Here is an 18628-nt window from a genome sequence, read left to right on the forward strand (position 1 = left end):
CCATTAAATTCTTTTCGTCCAAATGACTCGATATTACATTGATGTCTTTTCGGCACTGCTCAACATGCGGTGTATTGCACTTAGCATGTTTTGATATAAATGTTGAACTTCCGGACAGTCACGCATCAGACGTAAACTGCCATGTAATAAACCTTTACCTAAATGAAACTCGTTAGGGATGCCTGCTTGTTCCAGTTTTTGGGTAAAGAGATAACCGTCATCACTTAAAGGGTCATATTCTGCAACAGCCACAAAACTTGTAGGCATATCTGAAAAGTCCGTCGCCAATAAAGGGGCTAGACGTAAATCCTGCCAATCTTGTGAATTCGGTGCATATTCCTTTAAATAAAAATGCATATCTTCTGTCGTTAACAACGGCGCATGGGCGTGCTTTTGTGCGGATGCAGTATCAAATGCTGTCGTTAAACATGGATAAACCAATACCAGCCCTTGAGCTTGTAAACCACTATGTTGTAGTTCCACTGCAAGGGCAGCCGCTAAATTACCGCCCGCGCTATCACCTGCTAGCACAATATTTTCACTATCGATTTGCCAAGCTGAACCATGTTGTTTAAGCCAGTGATACACTGCTAAACAATCTTCAAAGGCCGCTGGAAAGCGATGCTCTGGTGCCAAGCGGTAATCTACACTAATAACAACCGCATTTAAGTCCTTACACAAATAACTGGTAATAAACTCATGTGAATCGAGTCCACCCACCATCCAACCACCACCATGTAGATACAACACACATGGCCAACCAGACTCAGGTCGATTTGTTTTTGGTAAATACACACGAACAGGCACAGGATGCTCTTCATTTGCAATCACTCGATCTTCTACATCTAACTTGTCATCACGTGGCAAAGTGTAGTGTCGGCACATGGCATCATATGCCGCACGGACTGAGTCAATATCTGCATCTGCTGGTGAATAAATGCTGCTCCAATACACAAGGCTTTGCATTTCTTCACTTAAGGCATAAGTAGCCTGTTCATATGTCGTCATTACCGTTCCTTCTAGCTGGTTTTTCTATCCAGTTTGATTGAGCTTGCAAGCTCAAGCTGCATCCGTTTTGCATGTTCATCTTGAGTCTGGTTTAAACCAATTTCCTGATCATCATAACCTTGTTGCTCAATTAAATGTGATGGGACTTTGGCATAATCCTGTATGAGCCATTTCACTAAGCCATAGGTCTGAATCAGAATAATCACGATGAATGGTAAAGCCGTCACAATAGTTGCCGTTTTCATGGTGTCTAATGGTGCTTTACTAAAGATCATGGCAATTGGAACTAAGGTCAGCATGACACACCAGAACAAACGTGCATTTGGCGATGGATCTTGCCCTTCACTTAAACCGCGTGTACATGTTGCTGAAACCGCATACCCGACTGCATCCATATGCGCTGCCAAGAACACCACCATAATGCCGAGGAAAATCCACATCATGAGTTTTCCGGCAGGTAACAGACTAAGCAATTGACCAATCGCAACCTCACCACCTTGTTGGCTCAAGATTTGTGGCACATTTACAGCTCCATGAATAAAGCTATAAACGCTGTAATTTTCAAATACTCCAAAGATGAACCAAAGCCCGACACTGCCACCAATGACCATGGCAAAGATCACTTCTTTAATGGTACGACCTTTAGAAACACGCGTTACAAAGAGTGCCACACCCGGTGCATATGAAATCCACCATAACCAGTAGAAAACAGTCCATTCACGAGTAAACTTGCCATCACCCATTGGGTCGGTAAACAAACTCATATCAACAAAGTTGGTTGCCATTAACCCGAAACTCATTAATGAATTATTCAAAATGAATTGAGTCGGACCAAAGCAAAGTACATAAATTGCAAATAACACTACACCCAAGCACACCATATGGCTTAAACGCTGCATGCCCTTGTCCATACCTACATATGAACTGAGTGCGAACAGAACTGAAACTGCCAAAATAATGATGACCTTGGTCATAAAGGTATTTGGAATACCTGTGAGCTGAGACAAAATATTGGTAAATGTCACGGCAGTGAGTACCAATGAAATCGTCAATGCGCCAAACATACAAAGCAAAAACATTAAGTCGACCAAACGACCAACCACTCCAGTTGATTTAAAGCCTGTCACAGCCTCAATCACTGAAGCTAAACTTAAACCCTTGTTTTTTCTCACATGGTAGCTGTAGCACAAAGAAATTGATGCCAAAGCATAAATTGCCCAAGCACTTAAGCCAGAGTGAAAAAACGAGTAAGCCACGCTATATTTCAATGCTTCTGCTGACTCAGGCGGTAAGCTCAAACCCGGAGTTTGATAATAGTAGGCCCAGTCCAAAAAGCCCCAGTACAATGTAGAAGACCCAATACCCGACAAGATGAACATAAAAATCCATGACATCGTGGTGTATTGAGGTTTTCCTTCTCCAAGCTTAATTTTTCCGTATTTACTAAAGGCAAGACCAAAAGTAAAAATGATAGCTAAAAAAGCAAACAGTAATACTGGGGTTGTAAATACCGATGTCGTCCACTGCATCCACGTTGCAGCAATCTTTATCGATTCTTGCGAATAAATCGCCAAACCAGCAACTGAAATAAATACAAACAGTAAGCTGGTTACGGCAAGGAATTTATCCGTATAAATTTTTGTGTTTTGATTATCCATATCCATACATCCATTTTTGGATGGCGTTATTCCATAGCGAATACGTCCATTTTAGTTTGGGCTACACATGATGCAATTGCATCTCCTACCTCATAAGTCTTTGCCTGACCGCCGATATCGGCTGTTTTTGGGCCATTAATTAATACATTCTCAATCGCCTGCATAATATCTTGACCCGCTTGGATACAGCGCTCGTCTTCTTCTCCAAAGAATTCGAACATCATGGCACCCGACCAAATCGCAGCGATTGGGTTGGCAATTTGTTTACCGTAAATATCTGGTGCTGAACCATGGACAGGTTCAAACAGTGATGGAAATTTTCTTTCTGGGTTTAAATTTGCAGAAGCTGCCAAACCAATGGTTCCCGTACATGCAGGACCTAAATCGGAAAGAATATCGCCAAATAAATTCGATGCCACAACCACATCAAAACGTTCAGGTTGTAAAACAAAACGAGCCGCTAAAATATCAACATGCTGTTTATCAGCTTGAATTTGTGGATACTGTTTTGCCATCGCATCAACGCGCTCATCCCAGTACGGCATGCTCACTGCAATACCATTTGACTTGGTCGCTGCGGTAATTTTTTTCGCATCTCGCTGATTTGCAAACTCAAATGCATAACGCAAAATTCGGTCTACGCCATGACGTGTAAATACGGCTTCTTGTAAAACAAACTCGCGGTCTGTTCCTTCAAAAGCTTTACCGCCAATCGCTGAGTATTCACCTTCACTATTTTCACGAACCACGTAGAAGTCGATATCGCCCGGTTTTTTACCTACCAATGGACATTTCACACCCGGCATTAAGCGCACTGGACGTAAATTCACATATTGGTCAAAACCACGACGGAACTGGAGCAGCGAACCCCAAAGCGAAATATGGTCAGGCACTTTATCTGGCCAGCCTACAGCGCCAAAATAAATTGCATCGTAGCCCTGCAAAGTTTCAAACCAGTCATCTGGCATCATTTTGCCGTGCTCAAGGTAGTAATCACAGCTTGCCCAATCGAAAGCATCTAACTGAAGATCAATGCCGTACTTCTCTGCTGCTGCCTTTACAACCTTAATACCTTCTGGTAGAACTTCTAAACCAATGCCATCGCCTGCAATCGTGGCAACTTTATATCTTTTTGCCATAAGCTTCCTTCACACCTTCGACTAATATCCTTGTATGGCTTAAACATGATGTTTTAAGCAAAAATGATCAACAACAGAACTATCACTCCAATGGACACGGATCGTGAATAATCTACCTAACCTATCGGATTTAAAGGTTTTTTGCACAGTCGCCAAACTAAAAAGTTTTGTCGAATCTGCTGAGGAACTCGGGACATCGCCAGCTTTTATTAGCAAGCGAATTAATATTTTAGAAAACACGTTGAGCTGCAAACTTTTTCACCGCAGTACACGTCACGTTAGCCTGACAGAAGATGGCAAACTCATTCTTGAGAGAGTTTCAAATATTCTTGAAGAATTTGATGAAGTTTGTGAACTGGTCAATAACCCGCTCAGTACGCCTACGGGTCGTATGGATATTATTAGTAGCTTTGGTTTTGGCAGAAAACATGTCGCACCAATTTTGTCTAAATTAATGATGCTGTATCCAAAACTACAGATTCATTTTGATACCATCGACAACACCAAAGACCTGATTCAACACAGTATTGATTTAGACATTAGAATTGGTAATGAAATTGCACCCAATATGATTGCGAAGAAGCTGGCTTCTAATTTTCGTATTTTGTGCGCGTCACCGAGTTATTTACTTAAACACGGCGTACCTGACAGTATTGAAGATTTGCAAACACATGACTGTTTAACAATTAGTGAACGCGACCAATCCTCGGTTTTATGGAAATTTAGGCATGCTTCCGAAGATGTCTCAGTGCATATCAAACCCCGCTTTGTTTCAAATAACGGTGAAATTATTCATCAACTTGCTATAGAAGGTCACGGTATTATTTTCCGCTCGATTTGGGATGTTGCAGATGAATTGATTACCGGCCAACTTCAGCATATTTTGCCTGAATACTGGCAAGATGCAGATGTCTGGGCTGTTTATCCATCACGACTCAAAAGCTCCTCCAAACTGCAAACCTGTATTTTGTTTATTCAAAACGAATTGCTCAATCGTTTACAGCATGTGCAAAACCTAAGCCGTGGACAACTTATTTCACCAGCCGTCAAACGAGAGCCACCGCCTGAAAAAGTCTTTCTATAAAAAAAGCCCTAAGTGGGCCTGTTCACTTAGGGCAATAGTTTACTTTTAACTTCTAGAAATAATATCCAATTGAAAGATAAAACAGTTTATCCCAATCATTACTGCTACCTTGTGCAAGGCCATTTGCCCCACCACCTACCATTGGATCATTTTTACTCATAATATATTCACCCTGAATACCAATGGCTTTGTAATTAAAATAAACGCCTGCAATTAAACGCTCAGAGTCTTTATATCCATCCTCATCTTTGAAAAAGCGGCTATGAGAGATATAGGGCTTAATATTTTCAAGTTTGTGGAATGGCTGAGCAAAGGTATAGTTAATTTCATTGACCAGATATTTTCCTTTGTTAGCAACTTGATACGGGTAATCAAATGCTCCAATGGTTGAGCTATTTGGCAATAAATTATCGCCATTAGTGACATCTTGCTTACCTGCTAAGAACATCCATTGCCATGCTTGATATTGCGTTTGAGCAAATACATTCCATGATTTGCGGTGTCCATCTTCATCTGTTCTTTTATTTTCTAAATCTGAATACCAAACTGAACCACCTAACTCGGTCGAAAATTTTTGAGCTTTATCAAGCTCAAATTTTCTAGAGGCCCGTGCAATCCACATATTTTTTTCTTCAATATTGGTTCCTGTAGTTAAATCATCAGCTTCAACGAAATTACCACTATATCGGCTTGAGTCTTTTGATGTCCCCTTATAATTTCCTCCATCAGTTGGATAGAATCCTAAGGTTAAATTGTATTTGTCATCTGCAAATTTATATTTAATCCCCAGATTATCAATATCTTCTAAACCAACGGTATTTAAAAGCGTTTCGTAATAACTACTTCCCCAAAATTCACCAAAGCCAAAATCAACAGGCTGCACACCTGCCGTGACTCTTTGTTGGTCAGATAACTTATACCCTACCCAAGCTTTTTTTAGAAAAATCGCATCACACAAGCGATCATATTGATAACAGCGAGCATCTGCCCCTGCAATCCAGTTTGGGTTTTCATAACCCAACACTAATTTAATATCAGTAAGTCGCCAGTCATCATTTTGGGAACCTTCATTCACCCCGACCACATAATCTTTATGTAAATAACGAGAACGTACTGCGCCAGACACTTTAAATTGACCCGAATCTAAAGTTGGATCACCCCAACTCAAATCAGCTGCAGAGACTTGTGCTCCAGCAGTTAAACTTAGAATTCCTAAAAATAATAATGACCTTTTCATGTCTTCAACATCCTTGTTAAGTGTTATAAGAACATGAAGAAATTGGCTTAGACAAACAATGCCAGAACTATGAAGTCGGTCTTTACAAACTGTGTTTAATCAAAAAAACAAGCATAAAAAAAGACCACGCAGGAGCGTGGTCTGTAAAATGGTGGCTATGACGAGACTTGAACTTGTGACCCCCGCATTATGAGTGCGGTGCTCTAACCAACTGAGCTACATAGCCGTAAACTGTGCGCGCATTATCTTAGCTTCTTAACCGCGCGTCAAGAAAAATTTTCAATAAAATGAGGTGAAGTGAGCCTATAAGCCGGGTTCTGTCGAGGATGGTCATTCCTCTAGGCGTACAATCACTCATACGCTCAAGCGACCTACCCGAATCCAGTACGGGCCGCACCTAGGATTCCTATTTGGTCTTGCTTCTGGTGGGGTTTGCCATGCCGTGAACTGTTACCAGACACGCGGTGCGCTCTTACCGCACCCTTTCACCCTTACCTCACGAATGAGGCGGTCTACTCTCTGCTGCACTTTCCGTCGGCTTTCACCGCCCAGGCGTTACCTGGCACCCTGCCCTATGAAGCCCGGACTTTCCTCTCCTGCTTCAGTCACGGAGACCTCCACAGCAGCGACCATCCGGCTCACTTCGAGGGCGCATATTAACAAATTTATTGACTAATTGCTTGTGCTTTTTTGAGCAATTAATCTTTTATATTTGTCGAGTAACTGTTCTTCCGTTTCCTCATGCTGCGGATCTTTTGGAATACAGTCTACTGGACAAAATAATTGGCACTGTGGCTGGTCATGGTGACCAACGCACTCTGTACATAAATCCGGATTGATTTCATAAATCACTTCGCCCATAAAGATCGCTTCATTAGGGCAAACTGGTTCACAAACATCGCAGTTTATGCATTCATCAGTGATATATAACGACACGTTACCAACCTTGTTGATGTTTACGTTCAAAAGCTTCAACCACAGCTTGCGGAACAAACTTGGTTACATCTCCTTTTAAACGAGCAATTTCTCGAATTAATGTCGAAGAAATAAAAGAATACTGTTCAGAAGGTGTTAAAAACACCGCCTCGAAATGTGGATCAAGCTGACGGTTCATATTGGCCAGTTGAAATTCATATTCAAAGTCAGAAACTGCTCTTAAACCACGAAGTACTGCTGTGGCCTTTTGTTCTTTAAAAAAGTTAACCAACAAACCATCAAAACCTACAAACTCAACATTTGATAGATGGCCTAATGATGATTGCGCTAGTGCAACTCTTTCTTCTAAGCTGAACAAAGGGTTTTTATGATGTCCAATTGCAATCGCTACTACAACTTCATCAAACATTCTTGATGCTCTAGTAACTAAATCAACGTGCCCATTCGTGATAGGGTCAAATGTTCCAGGATAAATTACACGCGTTTTAGACATCCGCTAGTACTCTAATTGTATTGTGCGCCTATTTTAGCAAAAGTTATACATGAGACGAAATATTGATATGTGGGAAAAAACTTCACCTTGGCATCAGTTTACGGCACAATAGGGACAATTGTGGAAGTTTGAATTATGGCGAAAGCAACAGTAGTAAAGAAACATAATGGCGGAACCATCGCACAAAACAAACGTGCCCGTCATGATTATTTTATCGAAGAAAAATTTGAAGCTGGCATGTCTTTACTAGGCTGGGAAGTAAAATCTTTACGTGCCGGTCGTATGAGTTTGACAGAAAGTTATGTCATTTTTAAAAATGGTGAAGCATTCTTATTTGGTGCTCAGATTCAACCACTCCTTTCTGCATCTACACATATTGTGCCGGAAGCTACACGTACACGAAAATTATTATTATCTCGTCGTGAACTTGAAAAGCTTATGGGTGCAGTGAACCAAAAAGGTTATTCGTGCGTTCCATTAGCATGTTACTGGAAAGGTCATCTGGTTAAGCTTGAAATTGCACTCGTGAAAGGTAAACAACTTCACGATAAACGAGCGACTGAAAAAGAACGTGATTGGCAACGTGATAAAGCACGTATATTTCATAAGTAATAGACTAAAAAGCCTCTTTATAGAGGCTTTTTTATTTTTCACTAATTTAATCTATATAAAAGCCCAGCAATATATTCACCAAACCATTTAGCCGTATCTAAATCACCTTGCGGCGGTGTAATTTCAACAGGTGCATTATCTGATTGAGTCATCAACCCTAAACAGCTCGATAAACGGTTTAAATCGGTTTCAGTATGGCCTGTTGTCATTAAAGGTAAACCTGACCACAACATGCCGTGCTGCATCGCAAAAATATTAAGTTGTTGCAGAACCGCCAGTTTATCACCACTTAAACCGCCCGAATTTGCAAAACCCGCTGCTAACTTACCCTGCCATAAACGATTTTTCCAACGTTTAGATGTACTATCCATAAACTTTTTAAAATCGGCAGTTACGCTTCCCATATAAGTTGGGGAACCAAAAATAATGCCCTGTGAGGCATCTAAAACATCCCAATCAATATGCTCAATATTCATCACATGTACTTTGACGCCCATCACTTCGGCGCCACTTGCGATAGCAGACGCTACCTTTGCAGTGTGACCATAGGGACTGTGATAGACAATAGAGAGATGTTTTTCAGGCAAAGACATAAGCTTAATATTTTGAGCGATTTTTTCTATTTTATCATTTTATTAAAACTTGCTAAACCTTCCTCTATAAACATGAAATCTCAGTGCTGGCCTTAATTTCTTGAATAAATATGGAAAATTCAAAATAAAAAACTCTCTTATGCTATTTTGAAATTTAAACAACATAAGAGAGTATTATTACAACAATCATATCCTTAAGAAGAAATATGATTTTTCAAAACTACATAAAAACAAAAGTTGCCATACGGCCAGTTTTAGCATCACGGCGGTAAGAAAAATATTCATCTTGCTGTTGGTATGAACACTGATCTCCCCCTAAAACTTTTTCAACTCCTCGTCTCTGTAAGATAAAACGAGCAATTGCATACAAGTCAGCATGAAATTTATTTGGAGCTGCCCCATCAATAAATGCAGTTTCCAATTCAGGATATTTACTACAAAAAGCAGTTTTTACCTCTGCTCCGATTTCAAAGCAAGGTTGACTAATCGCTGCACCCAACCATGCCCATGTTGGAGGGTTCTGCATTGCAGCAACTGTATTTTCAATAATACCTCCCGCTAAACCTCGCCACCCTGCATGTAAGTTAGCAATTTCTGTACCTTCAGCATTACCAAGCACGACAGGTAAACAATCGGCTGTCATCATCATTAACGCATGACCTTTGGTTTGCGTAATCAAGCCGTCGCCAATTAAAGCTGTAAAAGGAATTTGTTCATTTACTGTATGGCAAATCGTGCTATGTGTTTGGGTCATCCATGTCATTTTTTTAACCCCAAACTGAGCAAATTCATCTAACAGTATCATCCGATGCTGCTGGACACGCTGAGCTTCGTCTTTAACGTGCAAAGCAAGGTTAAAACCTGTTAGCTCTGTTTGCTCTGCTGGTAATGCCAAAGGGTGATGAACTCGTGTCTGCCCTACGAATACGCCTTGAGGTAAACCCTGAACAAATTCCATATACCAGTCCTTAATATGCAGCGTTTTCTGTACGTAAAACATTAACCAACTGCGTAAAATCTTCAGGCCATGGTGCTTCGAATAACATTTCTTCACCAGTACGAGGATGTTTTAAGCCCAATTTAGCTGCATGAAGTGCTTGGCGTTTAAAACCGCGTAAAGTTTCGATGAGTAACTCAGATGCCCCTGCCGGAATACGTACACGGTTCATATAAACTTGGTCACCGACCAAACCATGTCCAATATAACTAAAGTGAACGCGAATCTGGTGGGTACGGCCAGTCTCAAGTTGCGCTTGTACACGAGTAAAGTCTCTAAAACGCTCTTTCACGTTATAGTGCGTTACAGCATCACGCCCACCCGGCAAAATTGCCATTTTTACACGGTCAACCGGATGTCTTTTTATCGGCTCATCGATTGTGCCACCTGCAATAATATTGCCATAAGTGACTAAGTCATAAATACGATAAACAGATTTATCTCCCAATTGTTTACTCAAAGAAAATTGTGCTTCGAGATTTTTAGCAACAACTAGTAAACCACTGGTATCTTTATCAATACGATGTACTAGACCAGCACGTGAAAGCTCGGCTGACTTGGGTGAATGGTAAAGCAAAGCATTGACCAAAGTACCCGAGGTATTACCTGCGCCAGGATGAACCACCATACCTACTGGTTTATTAATGACTAAAATATCTTCATCTTCGTAAACAATATCGAGTGGAATATTTTCTGGTTGACTGTTGGTCTGTGCTTCAAGCTCAACATTTAAAGTTAGCGTTTCATTGCCTTCGCAGCGATATTTAGGTTTGACAATGTTACCATTTACCAACAGATGACCTTCTTTCATCCATTGTTTAAGTTTTTCGCGTGAAAACTCACTCCACACCATGGCTGCCACTTGGTCGATACGTTGCCCTAAGTAGCTTTCATCTAACTGAACTTGCAACGATAAACGTGTTGCAGTTGTATCAGAAGTATGGTTATCTGCATCCTCAGAATCTTCTAGTAAATTGAAGTCTGTTTCAGAGAAGTTTGTGTTTGAAGATTGTGCTGAAGTCATTTGATCATTTAGATAAAAGTGGTTTAATAGCGCAATTGTAGCTCATTGCCCAACATAACAGAGGAGTTTTTATGTCGCTACCACGTTATAAAATTACGATGCTTGCCTTATCTTTAGGTGTAGCGTCTGCATTTGTGGGCTGTAGCAGCAATCCAAGTAAAAAAGAAGTGGTCGATACTGGCCCTCAATCTAGTGAACAAGCATATTTTGACAAGGCTCAAAAAGCTCTTGATCGTGGTCAATATCTTGACGCTACCAAATCTTTAGAAGCGATTGATACTTATTATCCAACTGGACAATACGCACAACAAGCACAACTTGAACTTCTCTATTCAAAATTTAAGCAAAAAGATTATGAAGGTGCGATTGCACTCGCAGAACGTTTTATTCGTTTAAATCCTCAGCATCCAAATGTAGATTATGCTTACTACGTACGTGGCGTATCTAATATGGAGATGAACTACGATAGCTTGTTGCGTTACACCTCTTTGCAACAATCTCACCGTGATGTGAGTTATTTAAAAGTTGCATATCAAAACTTTGTTGATCTTATTCGTCGCTTCCCAAGTAGCCAGTATTCTGTCGATGCAGCACAGCGTATGAAGTTTATTGGACAAGAGCTTGCTGAAAGTGAAATGAATGCAGCGCGTTTTAACGTTAAACGTAAAGCGTGGATTGCCGCGGCTGAACGTTCACAATGGGTGATTGAACATTATCCACAAACACCTCAAGTACCAGAAGCTTTAGCAACTTTGGCATATAGCTATGATCAATTAGGTGATAAGGCAACTTCGCAACAATACATCGAAGTTTTAAAACTTAATTATCCGAGCCTTGTCAATAAAAACGGCACTGTCAACATGCGTGCTGCACGTAAAGAAGGTAACTGGATCAACCGTGCAACCTTAGGTATTCTTGGTCGTGAATCTAAGTCTGTAACACCAGATACGACTACTTCTTCTGAAGCTGAACCAAAACGTAGTCTACTAAACCGCGTAAGCTTTGGTTTAATTGGTAACTCGGGTAAAGAAGAAACTGAAGAAACAACTAACACACCTGTTGAAGCACCAAAAAGTGAACGTAGTTGGACTAATCGCTTAAGCTTCGGTTTACTAGATAAACCTGAGCCAAAAGCAGCAGAAGGCGCAACAATTGCACCAGCAACGTCTTCGAGTGAAGCACCGAGTGCCTCACCAGCAGATAACGAAGCAGATGACGCTGCTCAATAAGCAATAAAAGCTTAAAAATAACCAACAAACAGGCAAGTAATATCACTTGCCTGTTTGTTTTTATAAAATAGTAAAATATTTATCGGGCATATCTCGATTCATCATGTCAGAATAATCTGACCTATCGCATCATTAGTTTAAACACGGTTATCTGAATTATGGCAATTCCACAGCATACGATTGATCAGATCTTAGATCGCACAGATATTGTCGATCTGATTGGTCAACGTGTGAAACTGAAAAAAACCGGACGAACTTATTCTGGTTGTTGCCCTTTTCATCAAGAGAAAACGCCTTCTTTCCATGTTTACCGCGATAAACAGTATTATCACTGCTTTGGCTGTCAGGCGAACGGAAATGCTATTCGCTTCCTAATGGACATTGATAACCGAAACTTTATTGATGTGATGAAGGAATTATCGACTAATACGGGAGTCGAATTACCAAAAGATAATACTGATAATAAAAAACTGTCTTATACACGCCAAGTTACAAAACCATCAACACCGCCCAAAACGGTTGCTGAACCGACTACTCAAGCACCTATAGAAGATCAGTACAATACGTTTGAACCTGTATATTTTGATGATCCCTTTGCCCAGTTTGAACAGCCATTTAGCTTTGATGAGCCAGTACAAGAAGGTAATTTATATGACCTTCTAGAAAATGTTGCCCAGTTTTATGAACATCAATTACCGACTAGTCAAAAAGCTAAAAATTACTTTAAGCAACGCGGTTTAAGTGACCAGACTATTCAGTTCTGGCGTTTAGGTTATGCTCCTGAAGACTGGCAGCATCTAGAAAAAGCTTTCCCTTATGATATTGAGGGCTTAAAGCAACTTGGTCTCATCCGTTCAAGCGATAGTGGTCGTGACTTCGACCTTTTACGTGATCGTGTTATTTTTCCAATTCGGGACCCTAAAGGTCGTGTAGTTGGCTTTGGTGGTCGTGCGCTCAATGATGAAATTAAACCTAAATACATCAACTCGCCCGATTCGGAAGTATTCCACAAAAATCAATTATTATATGGGCTATATGAAGGCCGAAAATTAAAAGCAAATGACTGGTTAATGGTCGAAGGATATATGGATGTCATTGCTTTACAGCAATATGGCATTACTGGTGCAGTTGCGACTTTAGGAACAGCAAGTAATACCGAACACCTTAATATCTTATTTAAACAAAATAACCGGATTACGATTGCTTTTGACGGGGATGCTGCAGGTCAAAAGGCCGCACGCCGAACTTTAGAAATTGCATTACCCTTACTCAATGATGGTCGCGAGCTCAAATTCTTTGTATTGCCAAATGACCATGACCCTGACTCTTTAATCCGCCGTGAAGGGGTGGAAAATTTCCAGAAGCTTCTACAGCAAGCTCCTTTACTTTCTGACTTTGTTTTTGCTCATCTTACTGGGCAACATGACATTAGTACGCCCGAAGGTAAAAGTCTTGTTATGGGCGAATTAAGAGAATTGACCGAGTTATTGCCAAAACAAGGGTCTTTTCGCTATCTACTAACCCAATCTTTCCGAGAAAAATTAGGCTTAGGTAAGCGCTTCACTCCACAAATTAGCCACGATGCATCCCTATCTTTTAATATTCAAACGAAAGATGAGGACTTTGCAATTGCAATTTTAATGCACCATCCGTTTCTTTATATTCATTTTGAAGGATTACGGGCTTATATTCCGCAAGATGAGTTGTTGGCTAAAATATTAGCAATTTTAAACCGTATATTTGACGAATTGCCTGATGACCAAGAACTAGCTACCTACTATGTTTTAGGTGCTTGTAGCAGTTATTGCCATGAAATTGCAGATATTATGCAAAGGACCAATATTCAAGCCTTAACTCAAGCACCGGAAGTAGCAGATAAACTCGCAAAAGAATATGCTTTAGGCTTACAAGAAAGATATTTACGTCAAAAACTAAAATCTAAAATCTCATTAGTTGAGTCAAGAAACTTAAGACAACAACTCAATGAACTTACTAAACAAATTAGCTTAAGACTTCTTTCTTAACGTTTGGGTTTTCGCTCATGATCGAATACATCCTGTAAATGCTGCTGTAACCATTCAAAATAGTCTGGGCTCTCTGCTTTTGCAGCTTCACGCAACAACATAGAGGTAGGATGTATTAGTTTTTGCGTCAAACGATGGGCAAATTGCTGCAACACTTGCTCAGGATTTCCACCATGATGCAGAGCCTCTAATGCATGGGTAAGCTCTCGCTGACTAATTTCTTCACTATGTTGGCGATAAGCATGAATTGTACTGCCCGCCTCTTTGACTTTTTGATGCGTAATTAGCTGGGTGGCTAGCTGATTAACCATCACCTCAGCTTCAACAGCCGCTTGACGACGTTGAGCCAAGTTTTCATCAATCACACTTTGTAGATCATCTACGCCGTATAAATACACTCCATCAAGCGACTCTACTTTAGGGTCAATATCACGCGGTACAGCTAAATCGACCATTAACATTTGCTGATAACGGCGTTTTTTTAATGCAGTTTTGACATCTGCATAAGCAATAACCTGATGCAAACTACCCGTACAACTTGAAACAACATCGGCACGATATAGATTCTCAGCCAAATCTGAAAAATCAATAATCTCAACTTCAACTTGATGTGCAATTTCTTGGGCCAATTGATCGGCACGTTCACGGCTACGATTACAAATAATCATCTTGGCGACGCCCATTTCAGCTAAATGCTTGGCAACAAGGCTGTTCATTTCGCCAGCAGCAACCACCATAACCGTTAGTTTTTCAGGTTTACTAAAAACCTGTAAAGCGAGCTGGGCAACTGCATAACCCATTGAAACGGCATGACTACCTACAGCTGTTTCAGAGCGCACACGTTTAGCGGCGTAAAAAGCGTACTCAAATACACTATTTAATTCAGGAGAAACTGTTTGCGCTTCTTTAGACAATGCTAGAGCACTTTTCACCTGCCCTAAAATTTGCGGTTCGCCCAACATGAGTGAGTCCAAACCACTTGCTACACGCATTAAATGTGTGATGGCTTGAGCATTTTCGTAACGATAAACATGATGAATTAACTGCTTTACATCAATATTATTGGCATCGGCTAACCATTTCAGAAGGCTTTCGGCATCTTCCGCCATGGCGTAGACTTCTGTACGGTTACACGTTGAGACAACCACTAAGTCTTTTAAAGACTCGTGATGACGTTGTTCGGCAAGCAAATTACTTAATCGCTCTGCATTGAAAGCAATTTGCTCGCGGAGTTCTACAGAAGCTGTTTGATGGTTGACACCCAATGCAAAGAAAGACATATCAGATCATCATTTCGCTAAATTTATGCTATTGTGCAACATCGGTGTCATAAAAAGCATTACTTTGGATCAATAAAAATTGCGTCAAATGAATAGCCGTATTAATTTTAACGGTGCTTCGATAAGACAGTATTCTACCACATTCTTATTGTTAGGTAGCATGTCCTCATATGTCTATGCACGTCCAGTGCAAGAGACCTATGCCGTGCATTCATTTGATCAGGCTTTACAGCAGAGTATGGTTGCTGAATTTGCCTTAGCTTATGACGATATTCCCACAGCACTGCACAATTACACAGTGCTTGCGATAAAAAGCAACTCAACAACAATTAAACAGCGTGCATTAGACGTTGCACTTGAATATAACGACTTACAAGCTGCATTAAATATTGCAACACATTGGGTTGTTCAAGAGCCTAAAGATGTCCCTGCTTTATTTTATTTATCGCATATTGCGCTAAAAACACATGAATATCAGCTTGCTGCCGAGACTTTAGATAAAATTTTAAAAATAGATCCAACTGCCGATCTTGAACAAATTTTGGCAAGCATTGCACCTGAAAATGCACAGGATCGAGAAGTTTTATTAACCGCTTTACGTTCTAGTGCAGAGAAAGACAACCCATCCATCTTAGCGCTTATTGCCAACCTAGAAGCACAAAATGGTCAGTTAGAACCTGCCTTAAGTACCATTAATCGCGCACTACGCCGTCGCCCTAAAGTGACCAGCTTTATCTTAATGAAAGCCAATTTACTAATCGCACTAAGTGATCAAGAAGGCGCTTTAAAATGGTATGCAAAGTCAAGCCGTAAATATAAGAAAAACCTAGACATTCGCCTAGCCGAAGTACGTTATCTCATCCAGATTAATCAACCCCAGCTTGCTCTTGAAAAATTAGAGAAAATTATTGAAAGCAATCCTCATGCTGAAGAGGCTTTGTTTATTGCTGGTTTAACCAGTATTGACCTTAAGCAATATGACAAAGCAGAACAATATCTGGTTGATTTACGCAACTCTGCAAAATATCAAAATGAGGCGTATTACTACTTAGCGATTAATGCTGAAAGAAAACAACATTATGAAACTGCTAAAGCTTACTACCGTTTAGTCGATGGTAGTTTGTATATTGTTTCAAGACGCAATCTCATTGCAATCTATGATAAACAAGAAAACTTACACGACGCTTTACGCTTTTTAACCCAAGAACGAGTCAATTATCCTCAGCATGCAAGCTTTCTTTACCAAGCTCAAGCTGAAATTTTAAAGAAGATGGGCAATAAAAAAGCTGCATTAAATTTATTAGATGAAGCGATCAAAAACTTACCAGATGATCCGGAGCTCATCTATGCAGAAGTTTTATTATTAGACCCTTATACTGACCGCGATAAACTCGATAAAACACTCAAACAATTATTGCAGTTAGAACCCAATAGCCCAACGTATCTAAACGCCTATGCTTATACATTAGCTTTGCAAAATCGTAGGCTTAAGGAAGCACGTCAATATGCTGAACAGGCTTTAGAATATGCCCCTGAACAAGCTTCTATTCTGGATACGCTAGGCTATATCGCATTTTTACAAAATGATTATGAAGCGGCTGCGGAAGCTTTAGGCAAAGCATATGAACTAAGTCATAACATAAATATTGGCATTCGTTACGCTAAGGCACTTTATATGCAAGGATCATTAACTCAGTTCAGTGCCGTGTTACAACAACTGAAACAAAAGCACGCAAATGATCCACAATTACAACAACTTGATGCGTTAATTTTACCTACATCTGCAAAAAAGAGTTAAATTTATGAGCAAACTTGCCCAACTGTGCACAGCGATCTGTGGATCAAGTGTTTTATTTTTAACCGGTTGTCAGCATTTTACTCAACCTAAAGCTGCAGTTACCCACCAAGTACAAGACGAAAAACACTTCAATTTACAAGGTAAAATTGGAGTACGCACCCCCCAACAAACTGGTAGTGCATTCTTTACATGGATTCAACAGCAAGACAATTTCGATATCGAATTAAGCGGTATTTTAGGTGTTGGAAAAACACAAATTCAGGGTAAACCAGGTGAAGTTACTCTAAACAGTGCTAAAACTGGACTGATTACGGCTGCATCTCCTGAAGAACTTTTAGAGCGTGCAACTGGCTGGCAAGCACCAATTACTCATTTAACCAGTTGGATTTTAGCGAAACCTGCAACTTTAAATGCTCAAATTAGTAAAGATAATGCAAATCGTGTGAGCCAACTCATCGAAGATGGCTGGACAGTTAATTTTAGTTATGATGGTGAACAAACTCTACCAAATAAACTGGTTTTAAAGCAGGCTCTTGCTGAAGATAAAGAAAACCGTATTACAATGGTGATCCAAAACCGCTAATCCTTATTATATAAATCTATGATTCGAGTACCTTCTCCAGCTAAGCTCAACCTGTTTTTGCATATCACAGGACGTCGTGAAAATGGTTACCATGAACTACAAACCATTTTCCAACTTATTGATTTATATGACTGGATGACATTTACGCCTATATCTGAAGATGAGATTCAGATTGAAGGTTTAGGTGAGGTTCAACTTGAGCAAAATCTGATTTATCGGGCGGCACAGATATTACGCCCTCACGCTCAAAATCCTTGCGGACTCCATATAAAAATTGAAAAAAATATTCCGATGGGTGCCGGTTTAGGTGGCGGTTCTTCCAATGCAGCCACGACGCTTATTGTCTTAAATCAATTATGGCAATGTGGTCTAGCTGAAGAACAGTTAGCTCAGTTCGGTGTCAAGCTTGGTGCCGATGTTCCAATTTTTATTTATGGGTTAAATGCATGGGCTGAAGGGATTGGTGAACATTTATCATTCATAGACTTAGATCAAAAACAATTCATTGTTTTAAAACCTGATTGTTTTATCAGCACTCAACTGCTTTTTTCACAAAAAACATTGACAAGAGATTCTAAGCCCACTACATTTTGCGCCTATCAGTTAGAACCTTCTAATTTCGGAAATAACTTTGAGCTTCTGGCTAGAGAGTTATACCCTGAAGTTGAAGAAGCAATGCAATATCTCGACCAGTTTGGTCATGCAAAGCTTACAGGTACAGGTGCTTGTGTTTTTGCTGAGGTAACCGATGAAATGAATGTTGATGACATTCTTAAACATGCACCATGTAAAGCTTACTTGGTACATAGTTTAAAAGAATCTCCTTTGCGTCATTTTAAAGTTGCAAGTTAGGGGCGTCGCCAAGTGGTAAGGCAGCGGGTTTTGATCCCGCCATCCGTTGGTTCGAATCCAGCCGCCCCTGCCATTTTCCAC

At 40.2% G+C, this 18628-nt stretch carries 17 protein-coding genes, 2 tRNA genes and 1 other RNA gene; 8 read left to right on the forward strand and 12 right to left on the reverse strand.

Annotated features, from left to right (window positions below; all coding sequences use genetic code 11):
• Positions 1 to 33: 33 nt before the first annotated feature.
• The 3 genes from C1642_RS00095 to C1642_RS00105 are packed head-to-tail and all read right to left on the reverse strand — an operon-like array spanning position 34 to position 3805.
• Positions 34 to 1008 (reverse strand): alpha/beta hydrolase, encoded by a 975-nt coding sequence (locus C1642_RS00095; protein ID WP_103235743.1) that lies wholly within the window; start codon positions 1006 to 1008, stop codon positions 34 to 36.
• Positions 1009 to 1019: 11 nt separating this feature from the next.
• On the reverse strand, positions 1020 to 2672 hold the full coding sequence (locus C1642_RS00100) for a BCCT family carnitine transporter (protein ID WP_002059763.1): 1653 nt from the start codon (positions 2670 to 2672) through the stop codon (positions 1020 to 1022).
• Positions 2673 to 2692: 20 nt separating this feature from the next.
• Positions 2693 to 3805, reverse strand: a complete 1113-nt coding sequence (locus C1642_RS00105) for a tartrate dehydrogenase (RefSeq protein ID WP_001129656.1) — start codon at positions 3803 to 3805, stop codon at positions 2693 to 2695.
• 103 nt (positions 3806 to 3908) lie between these two features.
• Here C1642_RS00105 and C1642_RS00110 point away from each other — a divergent pair, with 103 nt between their 5' ends.
• The gene (locus tag C1642_RS00110) at positions 3909 to 4889 is read left to right on the forward strand and encodes a LysR family transcriptional regulator (protein WP_001061609.1); all 981 of its coding nucleotides are present in this window, start codon (positions 3909 to 3911) and stop codon (positions 4887 to 4889) included.
• A 52-nt stretch (positions 4890 to 4941) separates the two neighbouring features.
• Here C1642_RS00110 and C1642_RS00115 read toward each other — a convergent pair whose 3' ends face one another.
• From C1642_RS00115 to coaD, 5 genes are all read right to left on the reverse strand, one after another.
• The gene (locus C1642_RS00115) at positions 4942 to 6126 is read right to left on the reverse strand and encodes a porin (RefSeq protein ID WP_103235744.1); all 1185 of its coding nucleotides are present in this window, start codon (positions 6124 to 6126) and stop codon (positions 4942 to 4944) included.
• A 149-nt stretch (positions 6127 to 6275) separates the two neighbouring features.
• A tRNA-Met gene (locus tag C1642_RS00120) sits at positions 6276 to 6352 on the reverse strand.
• Positions 6353 to 6416: 64 nt separating this feature from the next.
• Positions 6417 to 6771: RNase P RNA component class A (gene rnpB / locus C1642_RS00125), an RNA gene on the reverse strand.
• A gap of 27 nt (positions 6772 to 6798) precedes the next feature.
• Positions 6799 to 7062 (reverse strand): YfhL family 4Fe-4S dicluster ferredoxin, encoded by a 264-nt coding sequence (locus tag C1642_RS00130; protein WP_001979799.1) that lies wholly within the window; start codon positions 7060 to 7062, stop codon positions 6799 to 6801.
• Position 7063: 1 nt separating this feature from the next.
• On the reverse strand, positions 7064 to 7555 hold the full coding sequence (gene coaD, locus C1642_RS00135) for a pantetheine-phosphate adenylyltransferase (protein WP_000047853.1): 492 nt from the start codon (positions 7553 to 7555) through the stop codon (positions 7064 to 7066).
• A 135-nt stretch (positions 7556 to 7690) separates the two neighbouring features.
• Here coaD and smpB point away from each other — a divergent pair, with 135 nt between their 5' ends.
• Positions 7691 to 8167, forward strand: a complete 477-nt coding sequence (gene smpB / locus C1642_RS00140; RefSeq protein ID WP_001029798.1) for an SsrA-binding protein SmpB — start codon at positions 7691 to 7693, stop codon at positions 8165 to 8167.
• 41 nt (positions 8168 to 8208) lie between these two features.
• On the opposite strand, the gene C1642_RS00145 is transcribed toward smpB, so the two are convergent.
• From C1642_RS00145 to rluD, 3 genes are all read right to left on the reverse strand, one after another.
• Positions 8209 to 8760 (reverse strand): flavodoxin family protein, encoded by a 552-nt coding sequence (locus C1642_RS00145; protein ID WP_000056378.1) that lies wholly within the window; start codon positions 8758 to 8760, stop codon positions 8209 to 8211.
• 220 nt (positions 8761 to 8980) lie between these two features.
• Positions 8981 to 9718, reverse strand: coding sequence for a peptidoglycan editing factor PgeF (gene pgeF, locus C1642_RS00150; protein WP_000397510.1), 738 nt, complete (start codon positions 9716 to 9718; stop codon positions 8981 to 8983).
• Between the two features lie 10 nt (positions 9719 to 9728).
• Positions 9729 to 10781 carry a 23S rRNA pseudouridine(1911/1915/1917) synthase RluD gene (rluD, locus tag C1642_RS00155; protein ID WP_000199621.1) on the reverse strand — a complete coding sequence of 351 codons (1053 nt, stop codon included), beginning with the start codon at positions 10779 to 10781 and terminating at the stop codon, positions 9729 to 9731.
• Between the two features lie 71 nt (positions 10782 to 10852).
• On the opposite strand from rluD, the gene C1642_RS00160 reads away from it, so the two are divergent.
• On the forward strand, positions 10853 to 12010 hold the full coding sequence (locus C1642_RS00160; protein WP_000056813.1) for an outer membrane protein assembly factor BamD: 1158 nt from the start codon (positions 10853 to 10855) through the stop codon (positions 12008 to 12010).
• 158 nt (positions 12011 to 12168) lie between these two features.
• Positions 12169 to 14034 (forward strand): DNA primase, encoded by a 1866-nt coding sequence (locus C1642_RS00165; protein ID WP_002059772.1) that lies wholly within the window; start codon positions 12169 to 12171, stop codon positions 14032 to 14034.
• Here the strand turns inward: C1642_RS00165 and hemA are convergent.
• Positions 14031 to 15314, reverse strand: a complete 1284-nt coding sequence (hemA, locus tag C1642_RS00170; RefSeq protein ID WP_000007423.1) for a glutamyl-tRNA reductase — start codon at positions 15312 to 15314, stop codon at positions 14031 to 14033. The genes C1642_RS00165 and hemA overlap by 4 nt on opposite strands.
• Positions 15315 to 15402: 88 nt before the next feature.
• Here hemA and C1642_RS00175 point away from each other — a divergent pair, with 88 nt between their 5' ends.
• The 4 genes from C1642_RS00175 (at position 15403) to C1642_RS00190 (ending at position 18620) form a co-directional block, all read left to right on the forward strand.
• A complete protein-coding gene (locus C1642_RS00175) occupies positions 15403 to 17112 on the forward strand; it encodes a tetratricopeptide repeat protein (RefSeq protein ID WP_001088484.1) in 1710 nt (569 codons plus the stop codon).
• A gap of 4 nt (positions 17113 to 17116) precedes the next feature.
• The gene (gene lolB, locus C1642_RS00180) at positions 17117 to 17695 is read left to right on the forward strand and encodes a lipoprotein insertase outer membrane protein LolB (RefSeq protein WP_000039821.1); all 579 of its coding nucleotides are present in this window, start codon (positions 17117 to 17119) and stop codon (positions 17693 to 17695) included.
• A gap of 18 nt (positions 17696 to 17713) precedes the next feature.
• A complete protein-coding gene (gene ispE, locus C1642_RS00185) occupies positions 17714 to 18547 on the forward strand; it encodes a 4-(cytidine 5'-diphospho)-2-C-methyl-D-erythritol kinase (RefSeq protein WP_103235745.1) in 834 nt (277 codons plus the stop codon).
• Positions 18546 to 18620 (forward strand) — tRNA-Gln (locus C1642_RS00190). Before ispE ends, C1642_RS00190 begins: the two co-directional genes overlap by 2 nt.
• Positions 18621 to 18628 lie beyond the last annotated feature (8 nt).

It is taken from the genome of Acinetobacter sp. AKBS16 (genome assembly GCF_002899995.1).
Classification (GTDB): Bacteria; Pseudomonadota; Gammaproteobacteria; order Pseudomonadales; family Moraxellaceae; genus Acinetobacter; species Acinetobacter baumannii.